Here is a 25,006-nt window from a genome sequence, read left to right on the forward strand (position 1 = left end):
GTGAACCTCAAAATGGGCTGCGCGATGGCAGACCCGGCAGGTTCAGGCAGAGCAGATGGCCGAATGACGCAGGCACACTGGCTGGTGCAAGACCTGTGTGGAAGGCTCTCTGTGGGCGGTGCGGGGGATGCGCAATGCTGGGCATTGGCGGTACTGCGAGGCCCGATCAGGAGACGTCCTTATAATCGGGGGGAGATTATAGCGATGTCGCGGGCAGAAAAGCTCTTTATTAGCGACTTTTATTGAGGCAAAACTCAGGCGGCGAGGCTGCGTTGCAGCCAGTTTCCACTGACACGCTTTGAAACACGGGCGCTGGCGGGCAGCGGACGGTTGAGCCAGGCCAGGCGAATTTCGTTGATTTCCACCCAACCACTGGTCGCCGGGGCCTGTGCGCACTGCTTGAAGGCCTGGCAATGGCCCAGGGCGTCGAGGCGGGCGAAGCAGCGTTGCGGGTTGCGTTTGAACAGCAGGGCCAGGAGCGAGGACATGGCGGGTATCCCTGTGAAGAACTGAGCCTAGGATAACCGGGCAGTGATGAAACGATTGTGACAGCGAACCGGGGCCGGGCAGGCCGGTCTTATTCACTAATGGCACGCCGATAGCTGGTCTGCCTCGTGCTGGTTATACTGGCGGCCTTTGCTGCCTATTCTGGAGAGATGAGCATGTTGCAACGTTTGTTGTTCGGTTTGATCGCGGTGACCAGTCTGACTCTGGCCGGTTGTGCCCACAGCCCGCAACAACTCAGCCCGCAACCGAAACTCAACGCCCAGCTGGCGCCGGTCGGTCATGGCCAGCCGGTGGTGGTCAAGGTCGTCGATGGCCGTGCTTCGCAAACCCTGGGCACCCGTGGCGGCCTGTACCCTGAAACCAGCGCCATCACCGTGACCGGCAACGACATCCTGCCAAAACTGCAGGCCCAGGCCGAAGCGGCCGTGCGCCTGCTGGGCTTCACCCCGACGCCGAACGCCTACAACGCGCCGCAGCTGACCGTGACCCTGACCGAACTCAAGTACCAGTCGCCCAAAGAGGGCATGTACGTGACCGAAGCCACCATCGGTGCGACCTTCAAGGCCGACGTGGCCAACGCCAACCGTCGCTACAGCGGCCGCTACGGCGCTTCGCTGGACCAGCGCTTCGGCATGGCGCCCAACCAGGAAACCAACACCAAGCTGGTGGGCGATGTGCTCAGCGATGCGCTGACCCGTCTGTTCAAGGACCAGGCCATCGGTCAGATCCTCGGCGAATAAGTCATAACAGCAAAAAGCCCGATGTCTGCATGGCAGGCATCGGGCTTTTGCGTTTCTGGGCGATCAGGCGGCTTCGACGTAGAAGTCCAGCACGCTGATGCCGGTAGGGCCGTCAACCTCGGGCAGGTGATCATGGGCATGCCCGCCCAGGGCACAATACACCAGCCATTGGCGGTCCTGGACGTTGAACGCCAGGCCGTCGATCAGCGCCTGCTGCTCGTCGCTCTGGGCGATCAGGTAGAGGCGGTCCTGGTTTTCGGCGTGCAGCATGACAAGCTCCGGTAAGTGGCGACGGCCGATAGAGTGGCGCGTCTTGATGACGAGCGTGTGACGCCGGGAATTAATCGTCATTTGTCGCAAAGCACAGGCAAGGGCACGGCGCTTGGGTAGAATGCCCGCCGTGTCGAAAGTATCGATGTACTTCTTTTGAGGTTTTGCGATGTCGTTGCAAGTGATCTGGGGGCTGTTCGCCGCCCATCCGGCCAAGCTGATCAATCTGCTGGCCCTGGTGCTGACCTGCCCGGGCGGCCTGCTGCTGCACAGTGCCCGCCGCCGCGCGGCGCAAACCCTGGCGGGCCTGGCTGGTGATGAAGCGGTGGTCGATGGCATGAGCCTGCGCATCAACCGCTTCTACTACATTCTCGGCTTTGCCTTTCTGGCGCTGGCCTTGTTGCTGTCCTGGTTCAGCACCTGGGTGTGAACCGTTCGCGGGTCAAGCCCGCTCCTACAGGAGCGGGCTTGATCCGCAATAAATTTACAACGCCAACCCCGCCTTGACCCGGTACTGATTGCGTACCGGCATCGCGTACTGCTGCACCAGGTACGGCCGCTGTTCGGCCGGGCAGGCGTCCAGGCGGCGCTGCCATTCGGCCTGGGCGCGGGCCAGTTCATCGGCCGTAAACACCTTGGCCGCCGCCGGTACTTCCAGCGCCGGGTCGGCATCGGCCCACTGCGCATAAGCCAGGTAATGCACCGGGAACAACCGGTAGCCGGCCAGAATCTGCCGGTCAATCTCCGCGGCCAGTTGCTTGGTGTCCTCGACGAACTCCGTCACCGGCGGGGCAAAGTTGATGTGCACGCGGCCTTTGTAGCCGGTGATGCCCTGGGCGATGCTGATGTCATCCTCACCCGGCGCCTTGCTGTAGGTGCCCGTGGTGGCGCGGATATACAGCTCGCGGGCCTTGGCCTGATCGCACGGGTCGTACTCGTAGCTGATCGACACCGGGCTCAGGTTCAGCGACTGGATCACGGCGCCGAACGGCTCGTCCTTGCGGCTCATGTGGAACATTTTCAGGATTGCCGAATCGGTACGGTCATCACCATCCTTGGCCCGGCCTTCGGCCTGGGCGATCCAGATCGACTGGCCGTCGTTGCGGATCGAGTGGTTGATGTAGGCCGACAGCAGCTGGTAAGCCGCGAGCTTTTCCCGCCGGCCGGTGATCGAGCGATGCACGATGAAGCTCTTGTTAAGGCGCATCATGTCGCTGACGAACGGCTTTTGCAGCAGGTTGTCGCCGATGGCGATGCGCGGGGTCGGCAGGCCGGCGTGGTACACGGCATAGTTGACGAAGGCCGGGTCCATGACGATATCGCGGTGGTTGGCCAGGAACAGGTAGGCGGTACCGGCCTTGAGCTGTTCGACGCCGGTGTAGGTCACGCCGTCGGTTGCCCGCTCGATGGTATGGTCGACGTAGTACTCGACTTTGTCCTGCAGGGTCGAGACGCAACTGACCCCGGCAAACTCTTTGCGCAGGCGCCGGGCGATCAGCGGCTTGAGCAGCCAGCCAAAAGCCCCGGCCATGCGCGGGAAGCGGAAGTGGGTGAGGATATCGAGGAATGCCGGGTCGCTGAGCAGCCGTGCCAGAACGGCAGGGACTTCAGCGTCGTCGTACGGTCGGATGGCATCGAATTCGCCCATCATGCTCTCTTGTTGGAAACGGCTAGGGTAATAGGTAGGGCCGGGGTCTGAAAAACGGCTCAGACACACTCAGGGCCTGTAAATAGACCGGCAATTATACGCACAAGTCACTCGGGAGGCCGCGATGCTGGAGACAGCGATCTACGATTGTCCTTATTGTGGTGAAGAAGTCGAGACGACGGTGGACCTGTCGGGCGGTGATCAGGAGTACATCGAAGACTGCCAGGTGTGCTGCAAGCCGATCCGCTTCGTGCTGCAGGTGCATGGCGAGGAATGGATGCTGGACGTTTACGGTGAGAATGACTGATGCAGCGAATCTACGACCCTGAGAGCCTGCTGGAAGCACAAATGCTCATCGGTATGCTCGACAACGAAGGCATCACCGTGCACCTGGTCGGCCGCGACCTGATGGGCGCCATGGGCGACCTGCCGATGCACGGCTTGCTCGGTTTGGCGGTGGCCGATGAGCAGGCTGCCTGCGCACGCGAGCTGATCGCCGCGTACAATAGTGCCCTGCCACTTGTGGGCGACGAACCGGAGAACATCCCCGGAACCCTGATTTGCTAGGTTTTTGCCCTCATGTGTGGACGTTATGCGCTGTTTCGCTGGTCTCCCGCCTTTGCTGCCCTGCCGGGATTTCCCTGTGACCAGCAAGCACAATGGAATATCTCCCCCGGTGCCTCGGTACTGATCCAGCGCCGCCTCGACGACGGCCAGATGGAGCTGGCGCGGGCGCGCTGGGGGCTGACCCCGGCCTGGCTCACCGACCTCTCGCGGACCCCGGCCCATGCCCGCGCCGAAACCCTGGCCGAACAGCCGATGTTCCGTGAAGCCTTTCGCCTGCGCCGCTGCCTGTTGCCGGCCAACGGCTTTTACGAATGGCGCGGCACCCAGCGCAAGCGGCCCTACTGGCTGACGCCGGGGGAGGGCTCGTCGTTGTTTTTTGCGGCGATATGGGAGGCGTATCCGGTGCAGGATCAGGTCTGGCTAAGTACCGCAGTGGTGACCCAGGCGGCGCTGAACCAGCGCCGGCCGCTGATTCTCGATGCCGCCGGGCAGGCAGCGTGGCTTGATCCCGAGACCCCGCCGGCGCGCTTGTACGAGCTGCTGGCGAGCAGTCAGGCACCGCTGCGTGAGCGGGTGCTGGCCAATATGGTCAACGATCCGAAGCTTAATGGGCCGGAGTGTTTGACCCCGGCTTGAGGGTGCTTGAAAGGGCTTCGCCGGCAAGGCCGGCCCACAGTGGAGTGTGTGTACTGACCTTGTGGGAGCTGGCCTTGCCAGCGATGGGCTGCGAAGCAGCCCCAAGACCTCACACCCTGAACTGATTGATCAAGCGCCGCTGTTGCTCGGCCAGCTTGGTCAGCTCGGCGCTGGCAGTGCTCGACTCATCCGCCCCGCCAGCCACTTCGTTGGCCACCTGGCCAATATTGATCACGTTGCGGTTGATGTCTTCGGCCACCGCGCTCTGCTCTTCGGCGGCACTGGCAATCTGCGTGTTCATGTCGTTGATCACCGACACCGCCTGGGTAATGCTTTCCAGCGCCTGGGCGGCGCGCGCAGCTTGCTGCACGCTGTCGTCGGTCTTGCCCTGGCTGTCTTCCATGACACGCACCACATCGCGGGTACCCTGCTGCAGCTGCTGGATCATCTGCTGGATTTCTTCGGTGGCCTGCTGGGTTTTCTGCGCCAGGTTGCGCACTTCGTCGGCCACCACGGCAAAGCCACGGCCCTGTTCACCTGCACGAGCCGCCTCGATGGCGGCGTTGAGCGCCAGCAGGTTGGTCTGCTCGGCAATCGCACGGATGGCGGTGAGGATCGCGTTGATATTCTCGCTGTCGCGGGCCAGGTTCTGCACCACGCCGACGGCACGGCCGATTTCCTCGGCCAGGGCGCTGATCGAGCTGGAGGTGTCGCGCACGATGGCCAGGCCCTGATGCGCAGCCTGGTCGGCATTGCTGGCGGCCTGGGCGGCATGGGTGGCGTTGCGCGCGACGTCCTGGGCGGTAGCGGTCATTTCGTGCACGGCGGTGGCCACCAGGTCGATTTCGGCCATCTGCTTGTGCACGCCCTGGTTGGTGCGAATGGCGATGTCGGCGGTGTGCTCCGAGGAGTCGCTGACCTTCTGTACCGAGGCCACCACCTGGCTGATCATCGCCTGCAGCTTGCTCAGGAAAGTGTTGAAGCCTTTGGCGATCGAGCCCAGTTCGTCGGCGCGGTCGCTGCTCAGGCGGCGGGTCAGGTCGCCTTCGCCCTGGGCGATATCATCGAGCATCGCCACCATCTGTCGCAGTGGCCGGGCAATGCCGTGGGCCAGCAGCCAGATCACCAGCAGGCCAAGGGCGGCGATGCCCAGGCCGACCACGGTCATGCCGGTGATGTCGGTGCGGCGTTGGTCGCTGAGGTCGCTTTGCAGCTTCTGCACATCGGCCATCACCGCGCTGATCGGCAGTTCCAGCAGCAGGGTCCAGCGTGCGTCGGTATGGGCGATCTTGAACGGCAGGTACAACTCGATGCGACCCGCGCCCTGGTCGACTTCGTAGTGCAGGTTCTCGCCGCTCAGTTGCGCCAGGGTGGCGGCGGCATTGGCGTCGAGGACGTCGCTGGCTTTTTCGCCGAATTTGCCCGGGTCCTTGGTAAAGGCCACCAGGCGGCCGTTGCCGGACACCAGTGCCAGTTCGCCGGCACCGTCGTAGAGCTGGCGGTCGGCGGTATTGAGCAGCTCCTGGATGAAGTTCACCGACAGGTCGGCGCCGGCAATGCCCTGGAATGTGCCGTCGATCATGATCGGCTCGACGAATGAGGCAAGCATCACCACTTTGTCGCCTACCTTGTAAGGTGCCGGGTCGATCACGCAGGCTTTCTTCGATTCCCGTGGGCACAGGTAGTACTCACTGGCGCGCACGCCGGTGGCGAGGACGGTCTGGTCGTTGACGTCGGCCAGCTTGTCCAGGCCCAGGCTGCCGTCTTCGTTGCGGAACCACCAGGGCAGGAAGCGCCCGCTGGCGCTGTCGATGCCGGTGATCGAGGTGCCGACGAAGCGCGTGTCGTCGTGGTCCAGGGCGTTGCTTTCCCAGCCCAGGTAGGTGCCGAGGATCAGCGGGTTGGTCAGCGCCGTCTGCTTGAGCAGGGCGATCATTTGCTGGCGTTCGATCTTCAGCAGCGGATTGCCGCTAGCGTCCTGCATGCCGAGCATGGCGTTGCTGGTGGCCAGGCCCTTGGCAATCAGCAGCGGTGCTTCCAGGCCGCGCTGGATCTCACTGACCTGGGTCCGCGCCAGGGCGGTCAGGCGCTGCTCGATCACCGCCTCGAACTGCTGCTGGGTGCGGCTTTGCACCAACTCCTGGGTGCGTTCGCCGGCGTACACGGCGTACAGCACCAGGGCGGCGACAATGCTCAGGACAATGGCACCAGCCAGGGCGGCGACGGAAAACTGGATCGACCGGAACTTCATGTGGGGGCTCCAAGCGCAAGGAAAGGCGTCTGCCTTGCGTTATCGGCCCGGCCGGGCGAAAGCATGAGCACCGTCTGGAGAAATCTTCATCAGGGATATGGCGGGCTCAACCGAGTCGGCCTAGGATACGCGGCATGTTCGAAGGGAGTGTTTTCATGCGTAAATCATTTGTAATCGGTGCATTGAGCGCCAGCGTCCTGCTCGCTGGCTGCCAGGCGGTGAACACCACCAGCGGCGGCGCCGTGGGTGTCGAGCGTAAGCAATACATGTTCAGCATGCTGTCGACCGATGAGGTCAACCAGATGTATGCCCAGTCCTACCAGCAAACCCTGGGCGAGGCATCGAGCAAGGGTGTGCTCGACAAGAGCAGCAACAATGCCAAGCGCGTGCAGCTCATCGCTGACCGCCTGATTGCCCAGGCCCCGCAGTTCCGCCCGGACTCGGCGCAGTGGAACTGGGAAGTGAACCTGATCAAGAGCGACGAGCTCAACGCCAACTGCGGCCCTGGCGGCAAGATCTTCGTCTACAGCGGCCTGATCGAAAAGCTCAAGCTGACTGACGACGAACTCGCTGCGGTGATGGGCCATGAAATCGCCCACGCCCTGCGCGAGCATGGTCGTGAAGCGATGTCCAAGGCCTATGGTGTGCAGATGGCTCGCCAGGGCGCCGGGGCCTTGCTGGGCCTGGGCCAGGACAGCATGGCGATCGCCGACACTGTGGTGCAGTACAGCATGACCCTGCCCAACAGCCGCGCCAACGAGAACGAAGCCGACCTGATCGGCCTGGAGCTGGCCGCCCGTGCCGGTTACAACCCGAATGCGGCGATCAGCCTGTGGGACAAGATGGCCCAGGCTTCGGGCGGCTCGCAGCCTGAGTTCATGAGCACTCACCCGGCGTCGGACAGCCGTAAGGCTTCGTTGCAGGCGGCGATTCCGAAGGTGATGCCGTTGTATGAGCAGGCCCGCAAGTAAAGGGTAACCGGGGCCGCGTTGCGGCCCATCGCCGGCAAGGCCGGCTCCCACAGGGGCCTGTGTATAAAGGGCTGTGAGAGCTGGCTGGTCAGTGATCAGCCTATCCAGCCACTGACCTGCATCGCCGAATACACCGCCACCGCGGCCAGGACGAAGAATGCAGCCGACGCCAGGCGGCGGATCAGGGTCAGCGGCAGTTTCTCTGCAGCAAAATTACCCGCCAATACCACCGGCACGTTGGCAATCAGCATGCCCAGGGTGGTACCGATAATCACCATGATCAGGTGCGGATACTGCGCCGCCAGCATCACCGTGGCGACCTGGGTCTTGTCGCCGATTTCAGCGATGAAGAACGCGATCAGGGTGGTCAGGAACGGGCCGAAGCGCCGTGCGGTGCTGGCTTCGTCATCGTCCATCTTGTCCGGGATCAGCGTCCACAGTGCGGTGGCAGCAAAGCTCGCGGCGAGAATCCAGTGCAGGGTAGCGGCGGAGAAGAAGGTACTGACCCAGGCGCCGACAGCACCTGCGGCGGCATGGTTGGCCAGGGTTGCAGCGATGATACCGGCGATGATCGGCCAGGGTTTGCGAAAGCGCGCAGCAAGGATCAGCGCGAGCAATTGGGTCTTGTCGCCAATTTCGGCGAGGGCCACGATCGCGGTGGGGACGAGCAATGATTCCAGCATCAGGATTCCTACGGGGGCGGGTCGACACGGCTATGACACGTACAGCCTTCCCGCCCCGGGTAAGGTGTTCGTGTCATAGGTCTTGTCAAACCCTGGGTCCGTCTGTGCGGACCGTGGGTCGCACGCGCCATGGTCTGTGGACCAAGTATGTTGACGCGTACCGGGCGAGCTGGGTGCTCGCGGGAGACTACTCCCCTAGGACGGAGCGGATTCTGCCTAGGCAAATCCGTTTCGGCAAGCGCTCTTTTTAACCGCGTGTTGCCTGGTAGATACGAAAGCCTTGGCCCTCGTCGCGGATCCGGCAGTTGCCCAGAGCCTCTTCGATCAGTGGCTGGTAGCGCAGAAAGCTGTTGGCAACAAGGCGCATTTCTCCGCCTTTTTTCAGATGGTCGGCCGATTTTCGCAGCAGGTTTTCCGAGGCCTGGTAGTTGGTGTGAACGCCTGTGTGGAACGGCGGGTTACTGATGATCACATCCAGTTCGCGCGGTGCGGCATCGATGCCGTCGCCACTGATCACTTCACCCTCCAGACCATTGGCGGCCAGGGTCAGGCGGCTGCTGGCCACGGCAAAGGCATCGACATCGAGCAGGGTGATGCGGTTTTGCGGGTAGCGGCGTTTGATTGCCGCCCCGAGAACGCCTGCGCCACAGCCAAAATCCAGCACGTGGCCGCCCGGCAGATGATCGAGGTTTTCCAGCAGCAGGGCGCTGCCGCGATCCAGACGACCGTGACTGAATACGCCGGGCAAGCTGACGATCTGTAGCGGGCCGTCGGCCAGTTCCAGCTGGAATTGCTCGGCCAGGCTTTCCAGGGGCTTGGCTTCGGGCGCGTGCTCTACCGTGACCTGCCACAGCTGGCAATGGCGGGCGCTGTCGAGTTTGCGTGGCTTGCCGAAGGCGTGCAGCTGTTTGGCCGCACCTTCGATACCGCCGCGTTTCTCGCCGACCAGGTACAGCTGGCGACCGGCCAGCCGCGAGGCCAGGGCGTTGAGCAGATAATTGGCCAGGTCGCGGGACTTGGGCAAAAACAACACGGCGGCCTCGAAAGCCTTGGCCGGTGCGTCTACACCGAAGTGGCTGCGCCCGGTGAAACGTGCGTCGAGCGCCGCTTGGTCGCCGGCGTGCCAGCTCCAGCCATGGGCCGCCGGCAACTTGCCGAGCAGGTCGTCGGCCGGCAAGCCGGCCAGCAACAGCGAGCCCTGGAAAAGTTCGGCCTGACGAAGCAACACTTCACTGCGCGGGTCCATGGACGGCGACTCCTGAAAAAAGTGGCGCAGTTTACCAGAGCCTGGGCAGGCTTAGACCTGGCGGCGCGGGCTGCCGGCGAAAAACGCCTCGGCGTTCTCGCTCAACTGCTCGACGATACGCTGGCGTGACTCGACCGCGCCCCAGGCGCTGTGCGGGGTGACGATCAGCCGCGGGATGTCTGGCGCCAGCAACGGGTTGCCGTTGACCGGTGGCTCGACACTCAGCACATCGGTCGCCGCGCCGCCCAGGTGGCCGGCGCGCAGGGCATCGGCCAGGGCCTGCTCGTCAATCAGGCCGCCGCGGGCGGTGTTGATCACAAAGGCGCCGGGCTTGAGCAGGGCCAGTTGGCGAGTGCCGATCAGGTTACGGGTGTGTTCGTTGAGCGGGCAATGCAGGGTCAGGGCGTCGACCTGTGGCAGCAGCTCATCCAGCGCAATTCGGTCTTCGCGGGGCGGGCGACCGGGCAACTGGCCAAGCAGCACACGCATGCCGAAGGCTTCGGCCAGGCGCGCGACGGCGCCACCCAGCTCGCCATGGCCGAGCAGGCCGAGGGTCTTGCCCTCAAGCTCGACGATGGGGAAGTCCAGCAGGCAGAACTGTTTGGCCTGGGCCCACTGGCCGTCAGCGACGGCCTTTTGATAGTCGCTCAGGCGCGTGGCCAGGGCCAGCAGCAGGGCCAGGGTGTGTTGCGCCACCGACGGCGTGCCGTAGCCCTGGCAGTTGCTGGCCACCACGCCCTGGGCACGGGCAGCCTGCAGGTCGACATTGTTGGTGCCGGTGGCGGCCACCAGAATCAGCTTCAATTCGGGGCAGGCCTCCAGGGTGGCGGCGTCGATCATGACCTTGTTACTGATCGCCACGGTCGCGCCCTGCAAACGTTCGGCGACCTGCTCCGGGGCTGTTGCCGGATAGAGTTGCAGCTCATCGAAACAGGCCTTGAGGCGATCCAGCGCCAGGTCACCCAGGTCCAGGGAGCTGTGGTCGAGAAATACGGCGCGACGGGAGGTGGGCATGGGGCGGCTCCAGTAAGGGCTCAAGCGGTATAGGCGAAGCAATCGTAATGGCTGTGCTCGAGGCTGGTTTCCAGTTCGAGCAGGCCCTGGTGTTGTTGCTGCAGCGCCTGGATCTGCATCTGCAACTGGTTTTTTTTGCCGGCAATCGCCTGGCGCACCCGCTCGATTGGCAGGCCGGCCTGGTCTTCAGCGACCAGCGCCTGCATCTCCTTGAGGCTGAAGCCGAGCTTTTGCGCGCACTTGATCAGGCTCAGCAGGGCGACGCTCTGCTGGTCATACAGGCGATAACTGCCCTGGCGCCTGGGCGCCGGCAGCAGGCCGATGCGCTCGTAGTGGCGAATGCTCTTGATGGTCGCTCCGGACAACTGCGCGGCTTTGCCGATGTACATCGAACGTCCTGTTAATGCCGGTGAGCCAGCCTGCGCACCTGTTGCAGCCAGGTGTCGCGTTGGCGTTGGCTCGAGCTGATGATGGGGCCAAACGTTAACGTCTTTTGCGCCCTGATTCCACAGAAGCCCAGGGTAGTGCGGCGCATCTGCTGCAGCGCCGGCATGCGGTAGACCCAGCGGTAGTACCAGGGCGGGGTGTCCATGCTTACCAGCAAGTCGGCGCTGCGGCCCTTGAGCAACTGTTCGGGGAAGGGCGAGTTGTTGCGGTACTTGAAGGCAAAACCGGGCAGCAGGATGCGGTCGAAGAAGCCCTTGAGCAACGCCGGGATCCCGCCCCACCAGACCGGGAAGACGAACACCAGGTGTTCGGCCCAACTGATCAGTTGCTGGGCGTGCAGCAAGTCGGGCTCCAGGGGTTGTACCTGTTGATAACCCTCGCGCAGGATCGGGTCGAAGGCCAGAGTGCCGAGCTCCAGCAGGCTCACCTCATGGCCTTTGTCGCGGGCACTGCTGATGTAGCTGTCGCTCACTGCGGCGCAGAAACTGTTACGCGAAGGGTGGCCGAGTATCACCAGAATTCGTTTGCTCATCGAAGGCAGGTCCAGGGGTAAAAGCGCTGAGGCTAACGCTTGCCCCTAGGAGGAGAGTCAAGCCCGCTTTGCCATAGACTGTTGCCCGAAAGGACGAAAGCGTAATGTAGCGCCCCCGATTGCCTTCTTTGCCTCAAGGAGCCCCAATGTACTGGGCCGAATTTCTGACTGTCGCGTTGATTCACCTATTGGCAGTGGCCAGCCCCGGCCCGGACTTCGCCGTGGTGGTGCGCGAGAGTGTTACCCACGGCCGGCGCGCCGGTACCTGGACGGCCTTCGGCGTCGGCACTGCGATTTTCCTGCATGTGGGCTATTCGCTGCTGGGCATCGGCCTGATCGTTTCACAGTCGATCATGCTGTTCAACGCGCTGAAATGGCTGGCAGCCGCCTACTTGCTGTACATCGGCTTCAAGGCCCTGCGTGCTCGCCCGGCCACGCCCGGCAGCGACAATGTGCAGGCTTCGACGGTTGAGCGCACACCGCGTGCAGCTTTCGTCGCAGGCTTCATGACCAACGGCCTGAACCCCAAGGCGACGCTGTTCTTCCTCTCGCTGTTCACTGTGGTCATCAACCCGCACACGCCGCTGGCGATCCAGGCCGGTTACGGGCTGTACCTGGCCGTGGCCACCGGCCTGTGGTTCTGCCTGGTGGCCATGCTGTTCAGCCAGCAGCGGGTGCGCGCCGCTTTCGCGCGCATGGGCCATTGGTTCGACCGCACCATGGGCGCGGTACTGATTGCCCTGGGGGTGAAGATCGCCTTCACCGAAATGCACTGACATTGATGGTTAAAAGCCACTAGTCCCTGCGCCGGTCAAATCATTCCTTTGGCTGATTTGGCCGCTGCTGTGGCGTTCTAGAGTAAGGCATGTCTTGCCCAGCCTGTGCATTCTAGAAAAGGGACTCCTATGTTGCAGACTCGCGTCATTCCTCCCGCCGAGGACGCTTATCAGTTTCCGCTGTTGATCAAGCGCCTGCTGCTGTCCGGCAGCCGTTACGAGAAAACCCGCGAGATCGTCTACCGCGATCAGTTGCGCTACAGCTACCTGACTCTGAACGAGCGCATTGCGCGGCTGGCCAATGTGCTCACCGAGGCGGGAGTCAAGGCCGGTGACACCGTGGCGGTGATGGACTGGGACAGCCATCGCTACCTCGAATGCATGTTCGCCATTCCGATGATTGGCGCGGTGGTGCACACCATCAACGTGCGCCTGTCGCCGGAGCAGATCCTCTACACCATGAACCACGCCGATGACCGCTTTGTGCTGGTCAACAGCGACTTCGTTGGCCTCTACCAGGCCATTGCCGGGCAACTGACCACGGTGGAGAAAACCCTGCTGCTGACCGATGGCGAGCAAAAAACTGCCGACCTGCCCAACCTGGTCGGTGAGTACGAGCATTTGCTGGCGGCGGCCAGCCCGGTCTATGACTTCCCTGATTTCGACGAGAACTCGGTTGCCACCACGTTCTACACCACCGGTACCACCGGTAACCCCAAGGGGGTGTATTTCACCCACCGGCAACTGGTGCTGCACACCCTGGCGGCCGCGACGGTCACCGGCAGTATCGACAGCGTGCGCCTGCTTGGCAGCAATGATGTATACATGCCCATCACCCCGATGTTCCATGTCCATGCCTGGGGCATTCCCTACGTGGCGACCATGCTCGGCATCAAGCAGGTCTACCCCGGACGCTACGAGCCGGAGATGCTCTGTGAATTGTGGCGCAACGAGAAGGTCACCTTCTCGCATTGTGTACCGACCATCCTGCAGATGCTGCTCAACGCCAAGGGCGCCCAGCAACAGGACTTTGGCGGCTGGAAAATCATCATCGGCGGCAGCGCCCTGAACCGCGCGCTGTATGAGGCGGCCAAGGCTCACGGGATCCAGCTGACCGCCGCCTACGGCATGTCCGAGACCTGCCCGCTGGTGTCCTGCGCCCACCTCAACGACGAGCTGCTGGCTGGCAGCGAAGACGAATGCATCACCTACCGGATCAAGGCCGGCGTACCGGTGCCGCTGGTGGAAACCGCGATTGTCGATGGTGAGGGCAACTTCCTCCCGGCCGATGGCGAGACCCAGGGCGAGCTGGTGCTGCGCGCACCCTGGCTGACCATGGGTTACTTCCGCGAGCCCGAGAAGGGCGCCGAGCTCTGGCAGGGCGGCTGGCTGCACACCGGTGACGTCGCCACCCTCGACAGCATGGGTGTGATCGATATCCGCGACCGCATCAAGGACGTGATCAAGACCGGCGGTGAGTGGATCTCGTCGCTGGAGCTCGAAGACCTGATCAGCCGCCACCCGGCGATCCGCGAAGTGGCGGTGGTCGGTGTCGCCGATCCGCAGTGGGGCGAGCGGCCGTTTGCCCTGCTGGTGATCCACGACGGCCAGAGCATCGACGCCAAGGTCCTCAAGGAGCATCTCAAGCCCTTCGTGGAACTGGGGCACATCAACAAGTGGGCGATCCCCAGCCAGATCGCCCTTGTTACTGAAATTCCCAAGACCAGCGTCGGCAAGCTCGACAAGAAGCGCATCCGCCTGGATATCAGCCAGTGGCAAGCCAGTAACAGCACTTTTCTCTCGACCCTGTAAAAGCTGGCGGGTCGCGCCAGATTCGGCGCGACCCGCACGCCAGACGCATGGCCGCCTTGTCAAATGACAAAATTAAGCCATTCTTCCCCTGCCAGCGTAGTGGCCGGTCCTGCAGACCACGCCAGAGGGGTTGGGATGCAAATCACACTTTAGAGGGATCAAGCAGTTCAACCTGCTGGCTATAGTCGGTTCAGGGGATTTTCAGGAACGGGGGATCGCACATGCATGTGCCCAGCCACTCGCTCGAGCAAAAGGTGCGCTCACACCGCTCGACCGATGCGTTTCTGCAAAGGACTCACTGCCATAAAAATAAAGTACATGGAGTAGCGTCGATGACATCAGCAAATCTGTTCTGGCGCCGGGCGAAACTGCCCCTGGCCGTCAGCCTCGCTTCTACGCTCGCCGGTCCTGCATTCGGCGTCAGTTTCAACATCGGTGAAATCGAAGGCTCGTTCGACTCGTCGCTGTCGGTGGGGGCGAGCTGGTCGACAGCCAGCCCGAACAAGAACCTGATCGGCGTCAACAACGGCGGCAAGGGCCTGTCGCAAACCTCCGATGACGGACACCTGAACTTCAAGCGCGGTGAGACCTTCTCGAAGATCTTCAAGGGCATCCATGACCTGGAGCTCAAGTACGGCGATACCGGGGTATTCGTCCGTGGCAAGTACTGGTACGACTTCGAACTCAAGGATGAGCATCGCGAGTTCAAGGACATCAGCGACTCCAACCGCAAAGAGGGCGCCAAGTCGTCCGGCGGGCAGATCCTCGACGCCTTCGTCTACCACAACTACTCGATCGCCGATCAGCCAGGCTCGGTGCGCCTGGGCAAGCAGGTGGTCAGCTGGGGTGAAAGTACCTTCATCGGTAACGGTATCAACTCGATCAACCCGATCGACGTGGCGGCCTTCCGCCGCCCGGGTGCCGAAATCAAGGAAGGCCTGATTCCGGTCAACATGTTCTATGTTTCCCAGAGCCTGACCGACAACCTCTCGGCCGAAGCCTTCTACCAGCTCGAATGGGACCAGACCGTCGTCGACAACTGCGGCACCTTCTTCTCCCAGCCGGACATCATTGCCGACGGCTGTACCGATAACCTGCGCGTACTCAACAGTGCCAACGCCTTGCCAGCGGCCGCCCGCGGCTTCCTCGCAAGCCAGGGTGTGGACGTCAACGGCGAAGGTGTGAGGGTTGCCCGTGGCCCTGACCGCGATGCGCGTGACAGCGGCCAGTTCGGTGTGGCCTTCCGTTACATGTACGACCCGCTGGGTACCGAATTCGGTGCCTACTTCATGAACTACCACAGCCGTGCGCCGATCTTCAGCGCCCACGGTGCCGATCCGCGCGTCTATGCCGGCCTGGCCGGGCTGCCTGCAGCACTGCGTCCACTGGCGCCGCTGATCGTCGCCGGCAACTCCAGCTACTTCGTCGAGTACCCGGAAGACATCCGCCTGTACGGCTTGAGTTTCTCCACCACCCTGCCTACCGGCACGGCATGGAGCGGTGAAATCAGCTACCGGCCAAACGCCCCGGTGCAGCTCAACACCACCGATATCCTCTATGCCGGCGTGCGTCCGATTGGCGGCACCCTGGCCAACGCCTCGCTGCTCAACGGTGTGCCGGGCCAGGACCTGAACGGCTACCGTCGCAAGGAAATCACCCAGTTCCAGACCACCCTGACGCACTTCTTCGACCAGGTCATGGGTGCCAGCCGCCTGACCGTGGTGGGTGAAGTCGGCGTGACCCATGTCGGCGGCCTGGAAAACGCCCACGATGTGCGTTACGGCCGTGACCCGGTCTACGGCCCAGGCCCGCTGCCGGCAACCCCAGGCGCCGGCAACCTCGACACCTGCTCGGCGATCATCAACACCGGCACCATCAATGGCGCAGGCCCGGGTGCTTCGGACGCCAACCGCAGCCGCAATTGCGAGAACGACGGTTACACCACCAGCACCTCCTGGGGCTACCGCGCCCGGGCGATCTGGGACTACAACGACGTGTTCGCCGGGGTCAACCTCAAGCCGAGCATTGCCTGGTCCCATGACGTGTCGGGCTATTCGCCAGGCCCTGGCAGCAACTTCGAGGAAGGGCGCAAGGCGATCAGCCTGGGCCTGGACGCCGAGTACCAGAACACCTACACCACCAGCCTGTCGTACACCAACTTCTTCGACGGCAAGTACACCACCGTGGATGACCGCGATTTCATCGCCCTCAGCTTCGGCGTGAACTTCTAAGAATTCGGATTCAGGACGACCATGAAGATGAAAACAACCAAGACTCTGCTGCAAGCCGGTGTACTGGGCCTGTCCCTGTTGGCGACCAGTGTCATGGCGGCGGTTTCCGCCGACGAGGCGGCCAAGCTGGGCGCCAGCCTGACGCCGATGGGTGCGGAAAAGGCCGGTAACGCCGACGGCTCGATCACGGCCTGGAAGCCGCTGTCCAAAGGTGCCGGTAACGTCGATGCCAAGGGCTTCCTCTCCGACCCGTACGGCAACGAGCAACCGAAGTTCACCATCACCGCGCAGAACGTCGACCAGTACAAGGACAAACTGTCCCCAGGCCAGGTCGCCATGTTCAAGCGCTACCCGGACACCTTCAAGATGCCGGTGTACCCGACCCACCGGGGCGCTACCGTGCCGGACCCGGTGTTCGCGGCGATCAAGAAAAACGCCACCAGCACCAACCTGGTCGGCGGCGGCAACGGTCTGGAAAACTTCGATACCGCCGTGCCGTTCCCGATTCCGAAAAGCGGCGTGGAAGTGATCTGGAACCACATCACCCGCTACCGTGGCGGCAGCGTGACCCGCCTGGTAACCCAGGCCACGCCGCAACAGAACGGCTCGTTCAGCCTGGTGTACTTCCAGGACCAGTTCGTCTTCCGTGACCGGATGAAAGACTACGATCCAGCCAACCCGGGCAACGTGCTGTTCTACTTCAAGCAGAAGGTGACAGCGCCTGCGCGCCTGGCCGGTACCGTACTGCTGGTGCACGAAACCCTCGACCAGGTCAAAGAGCCGCGTAAAGCCTGGGTCTACAACGCCGGCCAGCGTCGGGTACGGGCAGCGCCACAGGTGTCCTATGACGGCCCGGGCACCGCTGCCGACGGCCTGCGCACCTCCGACAACCTGGACATGTACAACGGCGCACCGGACCGTTACGACTGGAAGCTGGAAGGCAAGAAAGAGCTGTTTATCGCCTCCAACAGCTACAAGCTCGACGATCCGAAGCTCAAGTACGCCGACATCATCAAGGCCGGGCATATCAACCAGGACCTCGCCCGTTACGAGCTGCGCCGGGTATGGCATGTGGTCGCAACCCTGAAACCAGGCCAGCGCCATATCTACGCCAAGCGTGACTTCTACATCGACGAAGACACCTGGCAAGCGGCGGTGATCGACCAGTACGACGGTCGCAACCAGCTGTGGCGCGTGTCCGAGGCCCACTCCCAGGACTACTACAACGTCCAGGTGCCGTGGTACACCCTGGAAGCCATCTACGACCTGCAGTCGGGTCGCTACCTGGCCCTGGGCATGAAGAACGAGGAAAAGCGAGCCTACGATTTCGGCTTCACTGCCTCCAAGGCTGACTTCCAGCCTGCAGCGCTTCGCCAGGAAGGCGTGCGCTAAGTTTCAAACCTCCGTGTGATCTCCCAGAACGCCCCGGCTTGCCGGGGCGTTTCTGTTTTTGCGTTCTGACTGCCTCGGGTTTGTCGTTTTTTGTTGTAGTCTTTTTTCCGCAAAACGGGGCAATCATCTTCAAATGTGCGGTTTAACCCGCTAGTCTGCCCTGATCCGTACTGCCGACGATTCCCTAACTAAAAACGAGCCGGCCATGACTGATCTGTCCCGTACGCAAGGGTTCGCCAGCCAGGCCATGAGCGTCCTGGAGGGCCGTTTCTTTCGCCCGCCGCTGCCCGAAGGCCATGTGCCGCGGGCGCGCTTGTGTCAGCGTTTGCAGGCGGGGCTCGGGGGGCGTTTGCTGCTGGTCAATGCACCGGCAGGGTTCGGTAAAAGTTCGTTGGCGGTGGAGTTCTGCCAGGGCCTGCCCAACCACTGGAGCAGCCTGTGGCTGGGGTTGAGCCGGCGCGACAACGATCCCGGGCGTTTTCTTGAACGCCTGCTCGAAGGCTTGCAACAGTACTGCCCGGCGCTGGGCGGCCAGGCCTTGGGCCTGCTGAAGATGCGCCAGCGGCACCAGCCGTTTGCCTTTGAAGAATGGCTCGACGGCCTGCTTGATGAACTGGCTCGTCACCTGCAGCCGCACAATCCCTTGCTACTGGTGCTGGACGACTACCACCTGGCCCAGGGCCCGGTGCTCGACCGTTGCCTGCAGTTTTTCCTTAATCACCTGCCACCTGGCCTGGTACTGCTGGTCACCAGCCGCCAGCGGCCGGACTGGCATTTGGCGCGCCTGCGCCTGTCGCGCCAGTTGCTCGAACTCAATGAGCAGGACCTGCGCCTGACCACCGATGAGTCCCTCGCCGTGCTGGGCCAGCAACCGACGGTGTTGCGCGGGCAGGCGCTGGACAACCTGATCCAGCGCAGCGATGGCTGGGTCGCCGGTTTGCGGTTCTGGCTGCTGGCGGCCAGTGAAGCCGGTGCCGACAGCGCCTTGCCACAGGCCCTGCACGGTGGCGAAGGGCTGATTCGCGACTACCTGCTTGAAGAAGTCATCGAGATGCTGCCGGCCGAAGTGCAGGGCTTTCTTTATGACACTGCCTGCCAGGAGCGCTTTTGCGCCGAGCTCTGCGATGCCCTGCGCGAAAGCCACGACAGCGTCGAGATTCTCCGGTACCTGCAGGCGCACCAGGTGTTCCTCGTTCCGCTGGATGAACATGGGCGCTGGTTCCGCTATCACCATTTGTTCTCCGACCTGCTGCGCACCCGCCAGGCAAGCTTGCCGCTGTCGAGCCTGCATTTACGCGCCTGCCGCTGGTTCCACGGCCAGGGTCTGCTCGATGAAGCGGTCGAGCAGGCCTTGCGCGCCGGGCACCTGGACGTGGCCGCCAACCTGGTGCAGAACCTCTCCGAAGAGCAGCTGCTGGCCGAGCAGAACGTCGGCATGCTGTTGCGCTGGAAGATGGACCTGCCCGACAGCCTGCTGATCAGCACGCCGCGGCTGATCGTGCTGTACAGCTGGGCCCTGGGCCTGGCCGGGCAACTGGACGCCGCCGAAGAGCTGGCCAGCCACCTGAGCCGCTTCTTGCCGGCGCCTTCGGCCACCGCACAAAAATCCATGCTCGCTCAATGGCTGGCGCTCAGCGGGGTGATCGCCCGTGGTCGCGGCGACCGTCTGCGCACCCTTGAATACTGCTCCGAAGCCCTGCACAGCCTGCCGTTCAAACGCTATGGGCAGCGGCTGGTATGCCTATCGACCCTGTCCAACCTGGCCATTGCCGATGCCGATTTCTGGCGCGCCCGTGGCTGGAACCGCGAGGCGCTGGAGTTGGCCCAGCGGGTCGGCAACCCGTTGTTCGAGGCCCTGGCTCACTACGACCGGGCGCGGGTACTGCACGCCCGTGGTGAGGTATTGCGCGCTCTCGATGAAGTGCGCCAGGGCCTGCAACGCCTGCAAGGCTTGTCGGCGCAACGCCTGTACGCGGCACGGGCCCGGCTGACCCTGTACGAGGGTTACCTGCTGGCGGCCCGACTGCAACCGCAAGCTGGGCGCAGCCGCCTGCGTGCCGGGTTGATCGAGGCGCGCGCCTGTCGCGATATCAGCGTATTGATCGGCCATTGCGTGATCGCTTCGCTGGATGGCCGCGAAGGGCGCTTTGCCGAAGCCTTCGCCGAGCTCGCCGAGGCCGAGCGGCTCATGCACATCTGGGATGTGCCGCCGATTTTCTACCTGGCGATGATCACCCTGGTCAAATGCGAGCTGTGGCTGGCCCAGGGGCGCACCGACCTGGCCGAATCCTGGTTGCTGCGCCTGGGCCAGACCTACGGTGGCGAGCAGGCGGCGGCCGCCCCGGAGTTTCACCCGTTGCTGCCGTTGCATATCGAACTGCAACAGGCCTTGCTTGAACGCACCCAGGGCCGCCTGGAACAGGCCGGGCGGCGCTTGCAGGCGCTGGTGGAGCGCGGCCAGGCCAGCGGCGGGCAGATGCTTTGCGTCACCGCCTTGTGCCACTGGGCCGTGCTGCTGCTGGCCAATAACAACGAAGCCCAGGCGCGTGGCCTTTTGGTGCTGGCCCTGGAGTCGGCCCGCGGCGGTGCGCTGCAGCCTTTCCAGCGGCTATTGCAAGATCACCCGCAGTGGCTGCGCGAGCAGTTGCTGCAGCAACCCCAGGGGCCGGCGCAGAGCAGCCTGCTGGAGCTGTTGCCGACGCTTGAACCGATTGAAACGGCCAGCGGCAGCAGCGAAGCCCTGAGCACCCGCGAGAGGGCTGTACTCGAACTGATCGCCCAGGGCTGTTCGAACCAGGAGATCAGCGAGCGCCTGTTCATCTCCCTGCACACGGTGAAAACCCACGCCAGCCACATCAACAGCAAACTTGGCGTCGAGCGCCGTACCCAGGCGGTGGCTCGGGCCAAGGCGTTGGGCATGCTGCATTAGCTTTACTCGGCAGTGAACATCAATGATGATGGCGCAGTGCCATTATTTCTTCCGTTGCTGGCACTCGCGTCCAGCAAATATGCGCTCTGTACGCCTCAAGCTATCGCCCTGTGTGGCCGATACTCTGCGAGTGCGGCCTGATTAAGCGCCGCAACGAATCTACCCGCGAAGCCGAGCCTGTCCGTGAAGGTGTCTCTGCGTCTATTTTTTTATTTGCCATGACAGGTTTCGTGGATGCAGGTCTACAGCCAAAAAAGCTTTCTGATCGTCGATGACTTCTCCGATTTTCGCAGCTCGGCCCGCTCGATGTTGCGCGAGCTGGGCGTGCGTGATGTCGATACCGCCGACAGCGGCGAGCAGGCGCTGCGCATGTGTGCGCAAAAACGCTACGACTTCATTCTCCAGGACTTCCACCTGGGCGATGGCAAGAAGAACGGCCAGCAGGTGCTCGAAGACCTGATCCTCGACAAACTGATCAGCCATGAGTGCGTGTTCCTCATGGTTACCGCCGAAAGCAGCCAGGCGATTGTCCTCAGTGCCCTGGAACACGAGCCCGACGCCTACCTGACCAAGCCGTTCAACCGCATCGGCCTGGCCCAGCGCCTGGAAAAACTGGTGCAGCGCAAGACCCTGCTCAAGCCGATCCTCCAGGCCCTGGACCGCGGCCGCCCGGCCGAAGTGCTGGCGGCCTGCGCCGAGCTGTGCAAGAAGGATCCGCGTTTTGCCCCGCTGTGCTTGCGCTACCGCGCCGACGCCCTGCGCGACCTGAACCGTTTCGATGAGCTGGAGAAATTCCTCACCACCATCATCGCCAGCCGCGCCACGCCCTGGGCCTACGCTGCCCTCGGCAGCCTGCTGTACAAGCGCAACCAGCTGGCCCAGGCCCAGGGTGTATACGAGCAGGCGCTCAAGGCCTTCCCGATGATGCCCAGCCTGTACGACGGCCTGGCCGAAGTGCTGGTGGCCCAGGGTGAAAGCAAGCGCGCCCAGGGCGTGCTGGAAGAGGCCGTGCGCCTCTCGCCGCTGGCTGTGCGCCGGCAGATGATGCTGGGCAAGCTGGCCCTGAGCAACGACGACTACGACACTTCGTCCAAGGCCTACCGGCATGCCGTCAACCAGGGCCAGAGCTCGCGCTACAAAGACCCGGAAAGCAACCTCGGGCTGGTCCAGGCCCTGATGAACAAGAACGCCGGCAACGGCCTGGATGCGCGCACCCGGGTCGAGATCAACACCGTGCTCAGCGAAGTGGCCAAGGAGAACGTCGAAGACCAGGGCCTGCAGGTGCGCGCGCGGTTGATGAAAGCTGCCAGCCTGCAGCAGGCCGGCGACGCCGAAACCGCCGCCAAATTGACTGAACAGGCCATGGCCCGGCTGGAAAAGATGGACCAGTTCTTTTCGGTGGAAGCGGCGCTGGTGGTGGCCACGCAACTGCAGAAACTCGGCCAGGAAGCCGCCGGCACTTCGATCCTCAAAGGCTGCGTGGAAACTTACGGTGACGACCCCAAGGTCATGCAGAGTGTGGCGCAGCTCACCGACGACCCGAGCGTGCTCGGCGCGGTAACCGAAGCGGTCGACCTCAACCGCCAGGGCGTACGCAGCTACCAGGCAGGCCAGCTCAGCGAAGCCCTGGCGCAGTTCCGCCGGGCGCTGACGCTGCAGCCGAAGAACATCAGTATCGCCCTCAACACCGCGCAAGCCTTGCTGCGCATCGGTGGCGAGACACCGCCGCCGGCGATCATGGACGAATGCCGCGCGTGCCTGGGCAGCGTCACCGGCATCCCGAAAAGCGACAGCCGCTACGATCGCTACCGCAAACTGCACATCCGGGCTTTTGGCGCATGAACCAGGACAATCAGGGGCTGGATTTCTCCACGGTGATCGCCTCCACCGTACACGATATGAAAAACTCCCTCGCCGCCCTGACCCAGGCCCACAGCCAGTGGCTGGCGCGCCTGCCCGAGGCCCTGCGTAGCGGCAGCGAGCAGGGGGTGATGGAGCACGAGTTCAGCCACCTAAACGGCATGCTGGTGCAGTTACTGGGCCTGTACAAACTGGGCGTCAACCAGCTGCCCATGTGCCCCGACTACCATGAGCTTGACGACTTCATCGAAGCCCAGTTGGCGGCCCAGCAGAACCTGCTGCAGCACCGCGACATCCTCGCCAGCTGGCGCATCGAAACCGCCAGCCCGCTGGGCTTTTTCGACCGTGAACTGGTCGGTTCGGTGGTTGCCAACATTCTCAACAACGCCATCCGCTATGCTGGCCACACCTTGCTGATCAGCGTCAGTGACGAAGGCGAGCAACTGGTGCTGAGCATCAACGACGACGGCCCGGGCTTCCCGACGCGGATGCTCGAGCGCCAGCAGGAGTATGTGCAGGGTATCGATGGCCAGAGCGGCAGCACCGGCCTGGGTTTGTACTTTGCGGCGCGGATTGCCGGCCTGCATGAGCGCAACGGGGTCAAAGGGCGGATCGAGATCGCCAATGGCGGGGCCCTGGGCGGCGGGTTGTTCAGGCTGTATCTGCCGTAACGCCTGTGCACTCAAGGCTAAGCTGACGAGCGTCGTCGCAGGCTTTGCCGGCCTGTGCGACACTCCGTCATTTGCTCCACAGGACTGCTGCGATGAACCCGGCCACACCCGCCCTGATCCGCGAAACCTTCCCCGTCGGCCCACTGCAGTGCAATTGCACGATCATCGGCGATCCGATCAGCAAAAAGGCCATCGTCGTCGATCCGGGCGGCAACCCTGAGCAGATCCTCGCCCGCCTCGATGCCCATGGCCTGAAGGTGGTGAGCATTATCCATACCCACGCGCATCTGGATCATTTCCTCGCCTCCGGGCAGTTGAAGGAAAAGACCGGCGCCACCTTGCACCTGCACAAGGACGATCAGTTTCTTTGGGACAATCTGGAAATGCAGTGCCAGATGTTCGGCGTGCCCTACACCCCGGTACCGCCGCCAGATCGCTGGCTGGCCGACGATGAAGAGCTGGCCTGCGGTTGTGGCGTGGCTTTGCACACCCCTGGGCATACGCCGGGATCGATGAGTTTCTGGTTCGCCGAGGCCAAGCTTCTGATTGCAGGCGATACGCTTTTTCGTCGTGGGATTGGTCGCACAGATTTGTGGGGTGGCGATCAGGCGACTATCGTTCGTTCGATCAAGCAGCGCCTGTACAGCCTGGATGAGGAGGCCACGGTGGTCACCGGCCATGGCCCGGACACCCTCCTTGGCGACGAGATGCGTCAGAACCCGTTCGTGCGCGCCTGACGCTTCAGGGAATTTTTCTGCTTTGCTGCAATCCAAGGCTGGCATAGATCCGAATCAGATCCGCTGCACTTTCGAATTACAGTAGGAGCTTGTCCATGTTCACCATGCGTCGTTTGATTATCGTCGCTACCGCTGCCGCGCTGATGTCCGGGTGCGCCAGCCCCAACCCGTATGACAGCCAGGGTCAGGCGCAGCAGGGTTCCACAGGGATGAGCAAAACCGCCAAGTACGGCGGCCTGGGTGCGCTGGCCGGGGCCATCGCGGGCGCCGCCATCGACCATAACAACCGCGGCAAGGGTGCGCTGATCGGCGCTGCCGCCGTGGGCGCTGCCGCAGCAGGTTATGGCTACTACGCCGACAAGCAGGAAGCCGAATTGCGTGCAAGCATGGCCAACACCGGTGTGGAGGTGCAGCGCCAGGGCGACCAGATCAAACTGATCATGCCGGGCAACATCACCTTCGCCACCGACTCGGCCAACATCGCCCCGAGCTTCTACTCGCCGCTGAACAACCTGGCCAACTCCTTCAAGCAGTTCAACCAGAACACCATTGAAGTGGTCGGCTACACCGACAGCACCGGCAGCCGCCAGCACAACATGGACCTGTCCCAGCGTCGTGCGCAATCGGTGGTCACCTACCTGACCTCCCAGGGTGTCGATGGCAGCCGCGTCAGCGCCCGCGGCCTGGGCCCGGACCAGCCGATCGCCAGCAACGCCGACGCCAACGGCCGCGCGCAGAACCGTCGGGTAGAGGTCAACCTCAAGCCGATTCCTGGGCAGCAGTACCAGTAAGTCGCAATATGTGAAGAAGGGGAGCCTGGCTCCCCTTTTTTGTGCCTGCAGTGGCCTCATCGCTGGCAAGGCCAGCTCCCACAGAGGCCTGGCTAGCATCCTGCAACAGCCTTGTGCTGGTGGTTTGAGTGTCCTAGGACCTATCCTACGAATTCTGTCGCCCTGCAGATGATTGCTCCGGGGGAAGTACGCCACTAGGCTCACCAGGTCGCTGAAGTATCAGCGATCGGGTTTGGCGACCCGAGTACATCATCCTGCTTCCATGACGTCAGTCGTTATGGCAGTTGTGCGCGGG

Annotated in this window: 24 protein-coding genes, 1 pseudogene and 1 riboswitch; of the genes and pseudogenes, 15 read left to right on the forward strand and 10 right to left on the reverse strand. The window is 63.0% G+C overall.

Annotated features, from left to right (window positions below; all coding sequences use genetic code 11):
* Positions 1-254: 254 nt before the first annotated feature.
* Positions 255-488 carry a hypothetical protein gene (locus ABIE20_RS02640; protein ID WP_038997152.1) on the reverse strand — a complete coding sequence of 78 codons (234 nt, stop codon included), beginning with the start codon at positions 486-488 and terminating at the stop codon, positions 255-257.
* A 174-nt stretch (positions 489-662) separates the two neighbouring features.
* On the opposite strand from ABIE20_RS02640, the gene ABIE20_RS02645 reads away from it, so the two are divergent.
* Positions 663-1,247 carry a YajG family lipoprotein gene (locus tag ABIE20_RS02645; protein WP_429502566.1) on the forward strand — a complete coding sequence of 195 codons (585 nt, stop codon included), beginning with the start codon at positions 663-665 and terminating at the stop codon, positions 1,245-1,247.
* Positions 1,248-1,310: 63 nt separating this feature from the next.
* On the opposite strand, the gene ABIE20_RS02650 is transcribed toward ABIE20_RS02645, so the two are convergent.
* The gene (locus ABIE20_RS02650) at positions 1,311-1,517 is read right to left on the reverse strand and encodes a hypothetical protein (protein WP_429502568.1); all 207 of its coding nucleotides are present in this window, start codon (positions 1,515-1,517) and stop codon (positions 1,311-1,313) included.
* A 169-nt stretch (positions 1,518-1,686) separates the two neighbouring features.
* On the opposite strand from ABIE20_RS02650, the gene ABIE20_RS02655 reads away from it, so the two are divergent.
* Positions 1,687-1,947, forward strand: a complete 261-nt coding sequence (locus tag ABIE20_RS02655) for a hypothetical protein (RefSeq protein ID WP_429502570.1) — start codon at positions 1,687-1,689, stop codon at positions 1,945-1,947.
* A gap of 54 nt (positions 1,948-2,001) precedes the next feature.
* Here ABIE20_RS02655 and ABIE20_RS02660 read toward each other — a convergent pair whose 3' ends face one another.
* A complete protein-coding gene (locus tag ABIE20_RS02660) occupies positions 2,002-3,165 on the reverse strand; it encodes a 1-acyl-sn-glycerol-3-phosphate acyltransferase (RefSeq protein ID WP_429502572.1) in 1,164 nt (387 codons plus the stop codon).
* 124 nt (positions 3,166-3,289) lie between these two features.
* On the opposite strand from ABIE20_RS02660, the gene ABIE20_RS02665 reads away from it, so the two are divergent.
* Genes ABIE20_RS02665 through ABIE20_RS02675 form a run of 3 tightly spaced genes read left to right on the forward strand, consistent with a single transcriptional unit; the run spans position 3,290 to position 4,368 of the window.
* Complete coding sequence (locus ABIE20_RS02665) at positions 3,290-3,472, forward strand: CPXCG motif-containing cysteine-rich protein (protein ID WP_010225771.1); 183 nt, start codon at positions 3,290-3,292, stop codon at positions 3,470-3,472.
* Positions 3,472-3,732 carry a putative signal transducing protein gene (locus tag ABIE20_RS02670; RefSeq protein WP_429502574.1) on the forward strand — a complete coding sequence of 87 codons (261 nt, stop codon included), beginning with the start codon at positions 3,472-3,474 and terminating at the stop codon, positions 3,730-3,732. The genes ABIE20_RS02665 and ABIE20_RS02670 overlap by 1 nt, the downstream gene beginning before the upstream one ends.
* A 12-nt stretch (positions 3,733-3,744) precedes the next feature.
* The gene (locus ABIE20_RS02675; RefSeq protein WP_429502576.1) at positions 3,745-4,368 is read left to right on the forward strand and encodes an SOS response-associated peptidase; all 624 of its coding nucleotides are present in this window, start codon (positions 3,745-3,747) and stop codon (positions 4,366-4,368) included.
* A 109-nt stretch (positions 4,369-4,477) separates the two neighbouring features.
* On the opposite strand, the gene ABIE20_RS02680 is transcribed toward ABIE20_RS02675, so the two are convergent.
* A complete protein-coding gene (locus ABIE20_RS02680; RefSeq protein ID WP_371128693.1) occupies positions 4,478-5,320 on the reverse strand; it encodes a methyl-accepting chemotaxis protein in 843 nt (280 codons plus the stop codon).
* Between the two features lie 12 nt (positions 5,321-5,332).
* Positions 5,333-6,619 (reverse strand): annotated as a pseudogene (locus ABIE20_RS02685) (HAMP domain-containing protein); the annotation flags it as partial.
* Positions 6,620-6,774: 155 nt separating this feature from the next.
* Between ABIE20_RS02685 and ABIE20_RS02690 the strand changes: the two are divergent.
* Positions 6,775-7,590: a M48 family metallopeptidase gene (locus ABIE20_RS02690; protein WP_429502578.1), complete on the forward strand. Its 816-nt coding sequence runs from the start codon at positions 6,775-6,777 to the stop codon at positions 7,588-7,590.
* A gap of 95 nt (positions 7,591-7,685) precedes the next feature.
* Here the strand turns inward: ABIE20_RS02690 and ABIE20_RS02695 are convergent, their stop codons facing one another.
* The 5 genes from ABIE20_RS02695 to ABIE20_RS02715 all read right to left on the reverse strand — a co-directional run bounded on the left by ABIE20_RS02695 (position 7,686) and on the right by ABIE20_RS02715 (position 11,512).
* On the reverse strand, positions 7,686-8,273 hold the full coding sequence (locus ABIE20_RS02695) for a TMEM165/GDT1 family protein (protein WP_010225776.1): 588 nt from the start codon (positions 8,271-8,273) through the stop codon (positions 7,686-7,688).
* A gap of 87 nt (positions 8,274-8,360) precedes the next feature.
* Positions 8,361-8,482: riboswitch (yybP-ykoY riboswitch) on the reverse strand.
* A gap of 38 nt (positions 8,483-8,520) precedes the next feature.
* Positions 8,521-9,519: a methyltransferase gene (locus ABIE20_RS02700; protein WP_429502580.1), complete on the reverse strand. Its 999-nt coding sequence runs from the start codon at positions 9,517-9,519 to the stop codon at positions 8,521-8,523.
* A gap of 51 nt (positions 9,520-9,570) precedes the next feature.
* Positions 9,571-10,533: a 2-hydroxyacid dehydrogenase gene (locus tag ABIE20_RS02705; RefSeq protein WP_429502582.1), complete on the reverse strand. Its 963-nt coding sequence runs from the start codon at positions 10,531-10,533 to the stop codon at positions 9,571-9,573.
* Between the two features lie 20 nt (positions 10,534-10,553).
* Positions 10,554-10,922, reverse strand: a complete 369-nt coding sequence (locus tag ABIE20_RS02710) for a MerR family transcriptional regulator (RefSeq protein WP_429502584.1) — start codon at positions 10,920-10,922, stop codon at positions 10,554-10,556.
* Between the two features lie 11 nt (positions 10,923-10,933).
* On the reverse strand, positions 10,934-11,512 hold the full coding sequence (locus ABIE20_RS02715; RefSeq protein ID WP_429502586.1) for an NAD(P)H-dependent oxidoreductase: 579 nt from the start codon (positions 11,510-11,512) through the stop codon (positions 10,934-10,936).
* 146 nt (positions 11,513-11,658) lie between these two features.
* Between ABIE20_RS02715 and ABIE20_RS02720 the strand changes: the two genes are divergently transcribed.
* From ABIE20_RS02720 to ABIE20_RS02760, 9 genes are all read left to right on the forward strand, one after another.
* The gene (locus ABIE20_RS02720) at positions 11,659-12,288 is read left to right on the forward strand and encodes a LysE family translocator (RefSeq protein ID WP_429502588.1); all 630 of its coding nucleotides are present in this window, start codon (positions 11,659-11,661) and stop codon (positions 12,286-12,288) included.
* Between the two features lie 129 nt (positions 12,289-12,417).
* Positions 12,418-14,100: a fatty acid--CoA ligase gene (locus ABIE20_RS02725; protein WP_429502590.1), complete on the forward strand. Its 1,683-nt coding sequence runs from the start codon at positions 12,418-12,420 to the stop codon at positions 14,098-14,100.
* 332 nt (positions 14,101-14,432) lie between these two features.
* Complete coding sequence (locus ABIE20_RS02730; protein WP_429502592.1) at positions 14,433-16,331, forward strand: DUF1302 domain-containing protein; 1,899 nt, start codon at positions 14,433-14,435, stop codon at positions 16,329-16,331.
* Positions 16,332-16,358: 27 nt separating this feature from the next.
* On the forward strand, positions 16,359-17,723 hold the full coding sequence (locus tag ABIE20_RS02735; protein WP_429503007.1) for a DUF1329 domain-containing protein: 1,365 nt from the start codon (positions 16,359-16,361) through the stop codon (positions 17,721-17,723).
* A 205-nt stretch (positions 17,724-17,928) separates the two neighbouring features.
* Positions 17,929-20,652 (forward strand): LuxR C-terminal-related transcriptional regulator, encoded by a 2,724-nt coding sequence (locus ABIE20_RS02740; RefSeq protein WP_429502593.1) that lies wholly within the window; start codon positions 17,929-17,931, stop codon positions 20,650-20,652.
* A gap of 234 nt (positions 20,653-20,886) precedes the next feature.
* Positions 20,887-22,494 carry a response regulator gene (locus tag ABIE20_RS02745; protein WP_429502595.1) on the forward strand — a complete coding sequence of 536 codons (1,608 nt, stop codon included), beginning with the start codon at positions 20,887-20,889 and terminating at the stop codon, positions 22,492-22,494.
* Positions 22,491-23,183: a sensor histidine kinase gene (locus ABIE20_RS02750; protein WP_429502597.1), complete on the forward strand. Its 693-nt coding sequence runs from the start codon at positions 22,491-22,493 to the stop codon at positions 23,181-23,183. The genes ABIE20_RS02745 and ABIE20_RS02750 overlap by 4 nt, the downstream gene beginning before the upstream one ends.
* 92 nt (positions 23,184-23,275) lie before the next feature.
* Positions 23,276-23,920, forward strand: a complete 645-nt coding sequence (locus tag ABIE20_RS02755; protein WP_429502599.1) for an MBL fold metallo-hydrolase — start codon at positions 23,276-23,278, stop codon at positions 23,918-23,920.
* 95 nt (positions 23,921-24,015) lie between these two features.
* Positions 24,016-24,711, forward strand: coding sequence for an OmpA family protein (locus tag ABIE20_RS02760; protein ID WP_045196051.1), 696 nt, complete (start codon positions 24,016-24,018; stop codon positions 24,709-24,711).
* Positions 24,712-25,006: the final 295 nt, after the last annotated feature.

Origin of the sequence: Pseudomonas sp. 2835 (assembly GCF_050435905.1) — a bacterium.
GTDB lineage: Bacteria > Pseudomonadota > Gammaproteobacteria > Pseudomonadales > Pseudomonadaceae > Aquipseudomonas.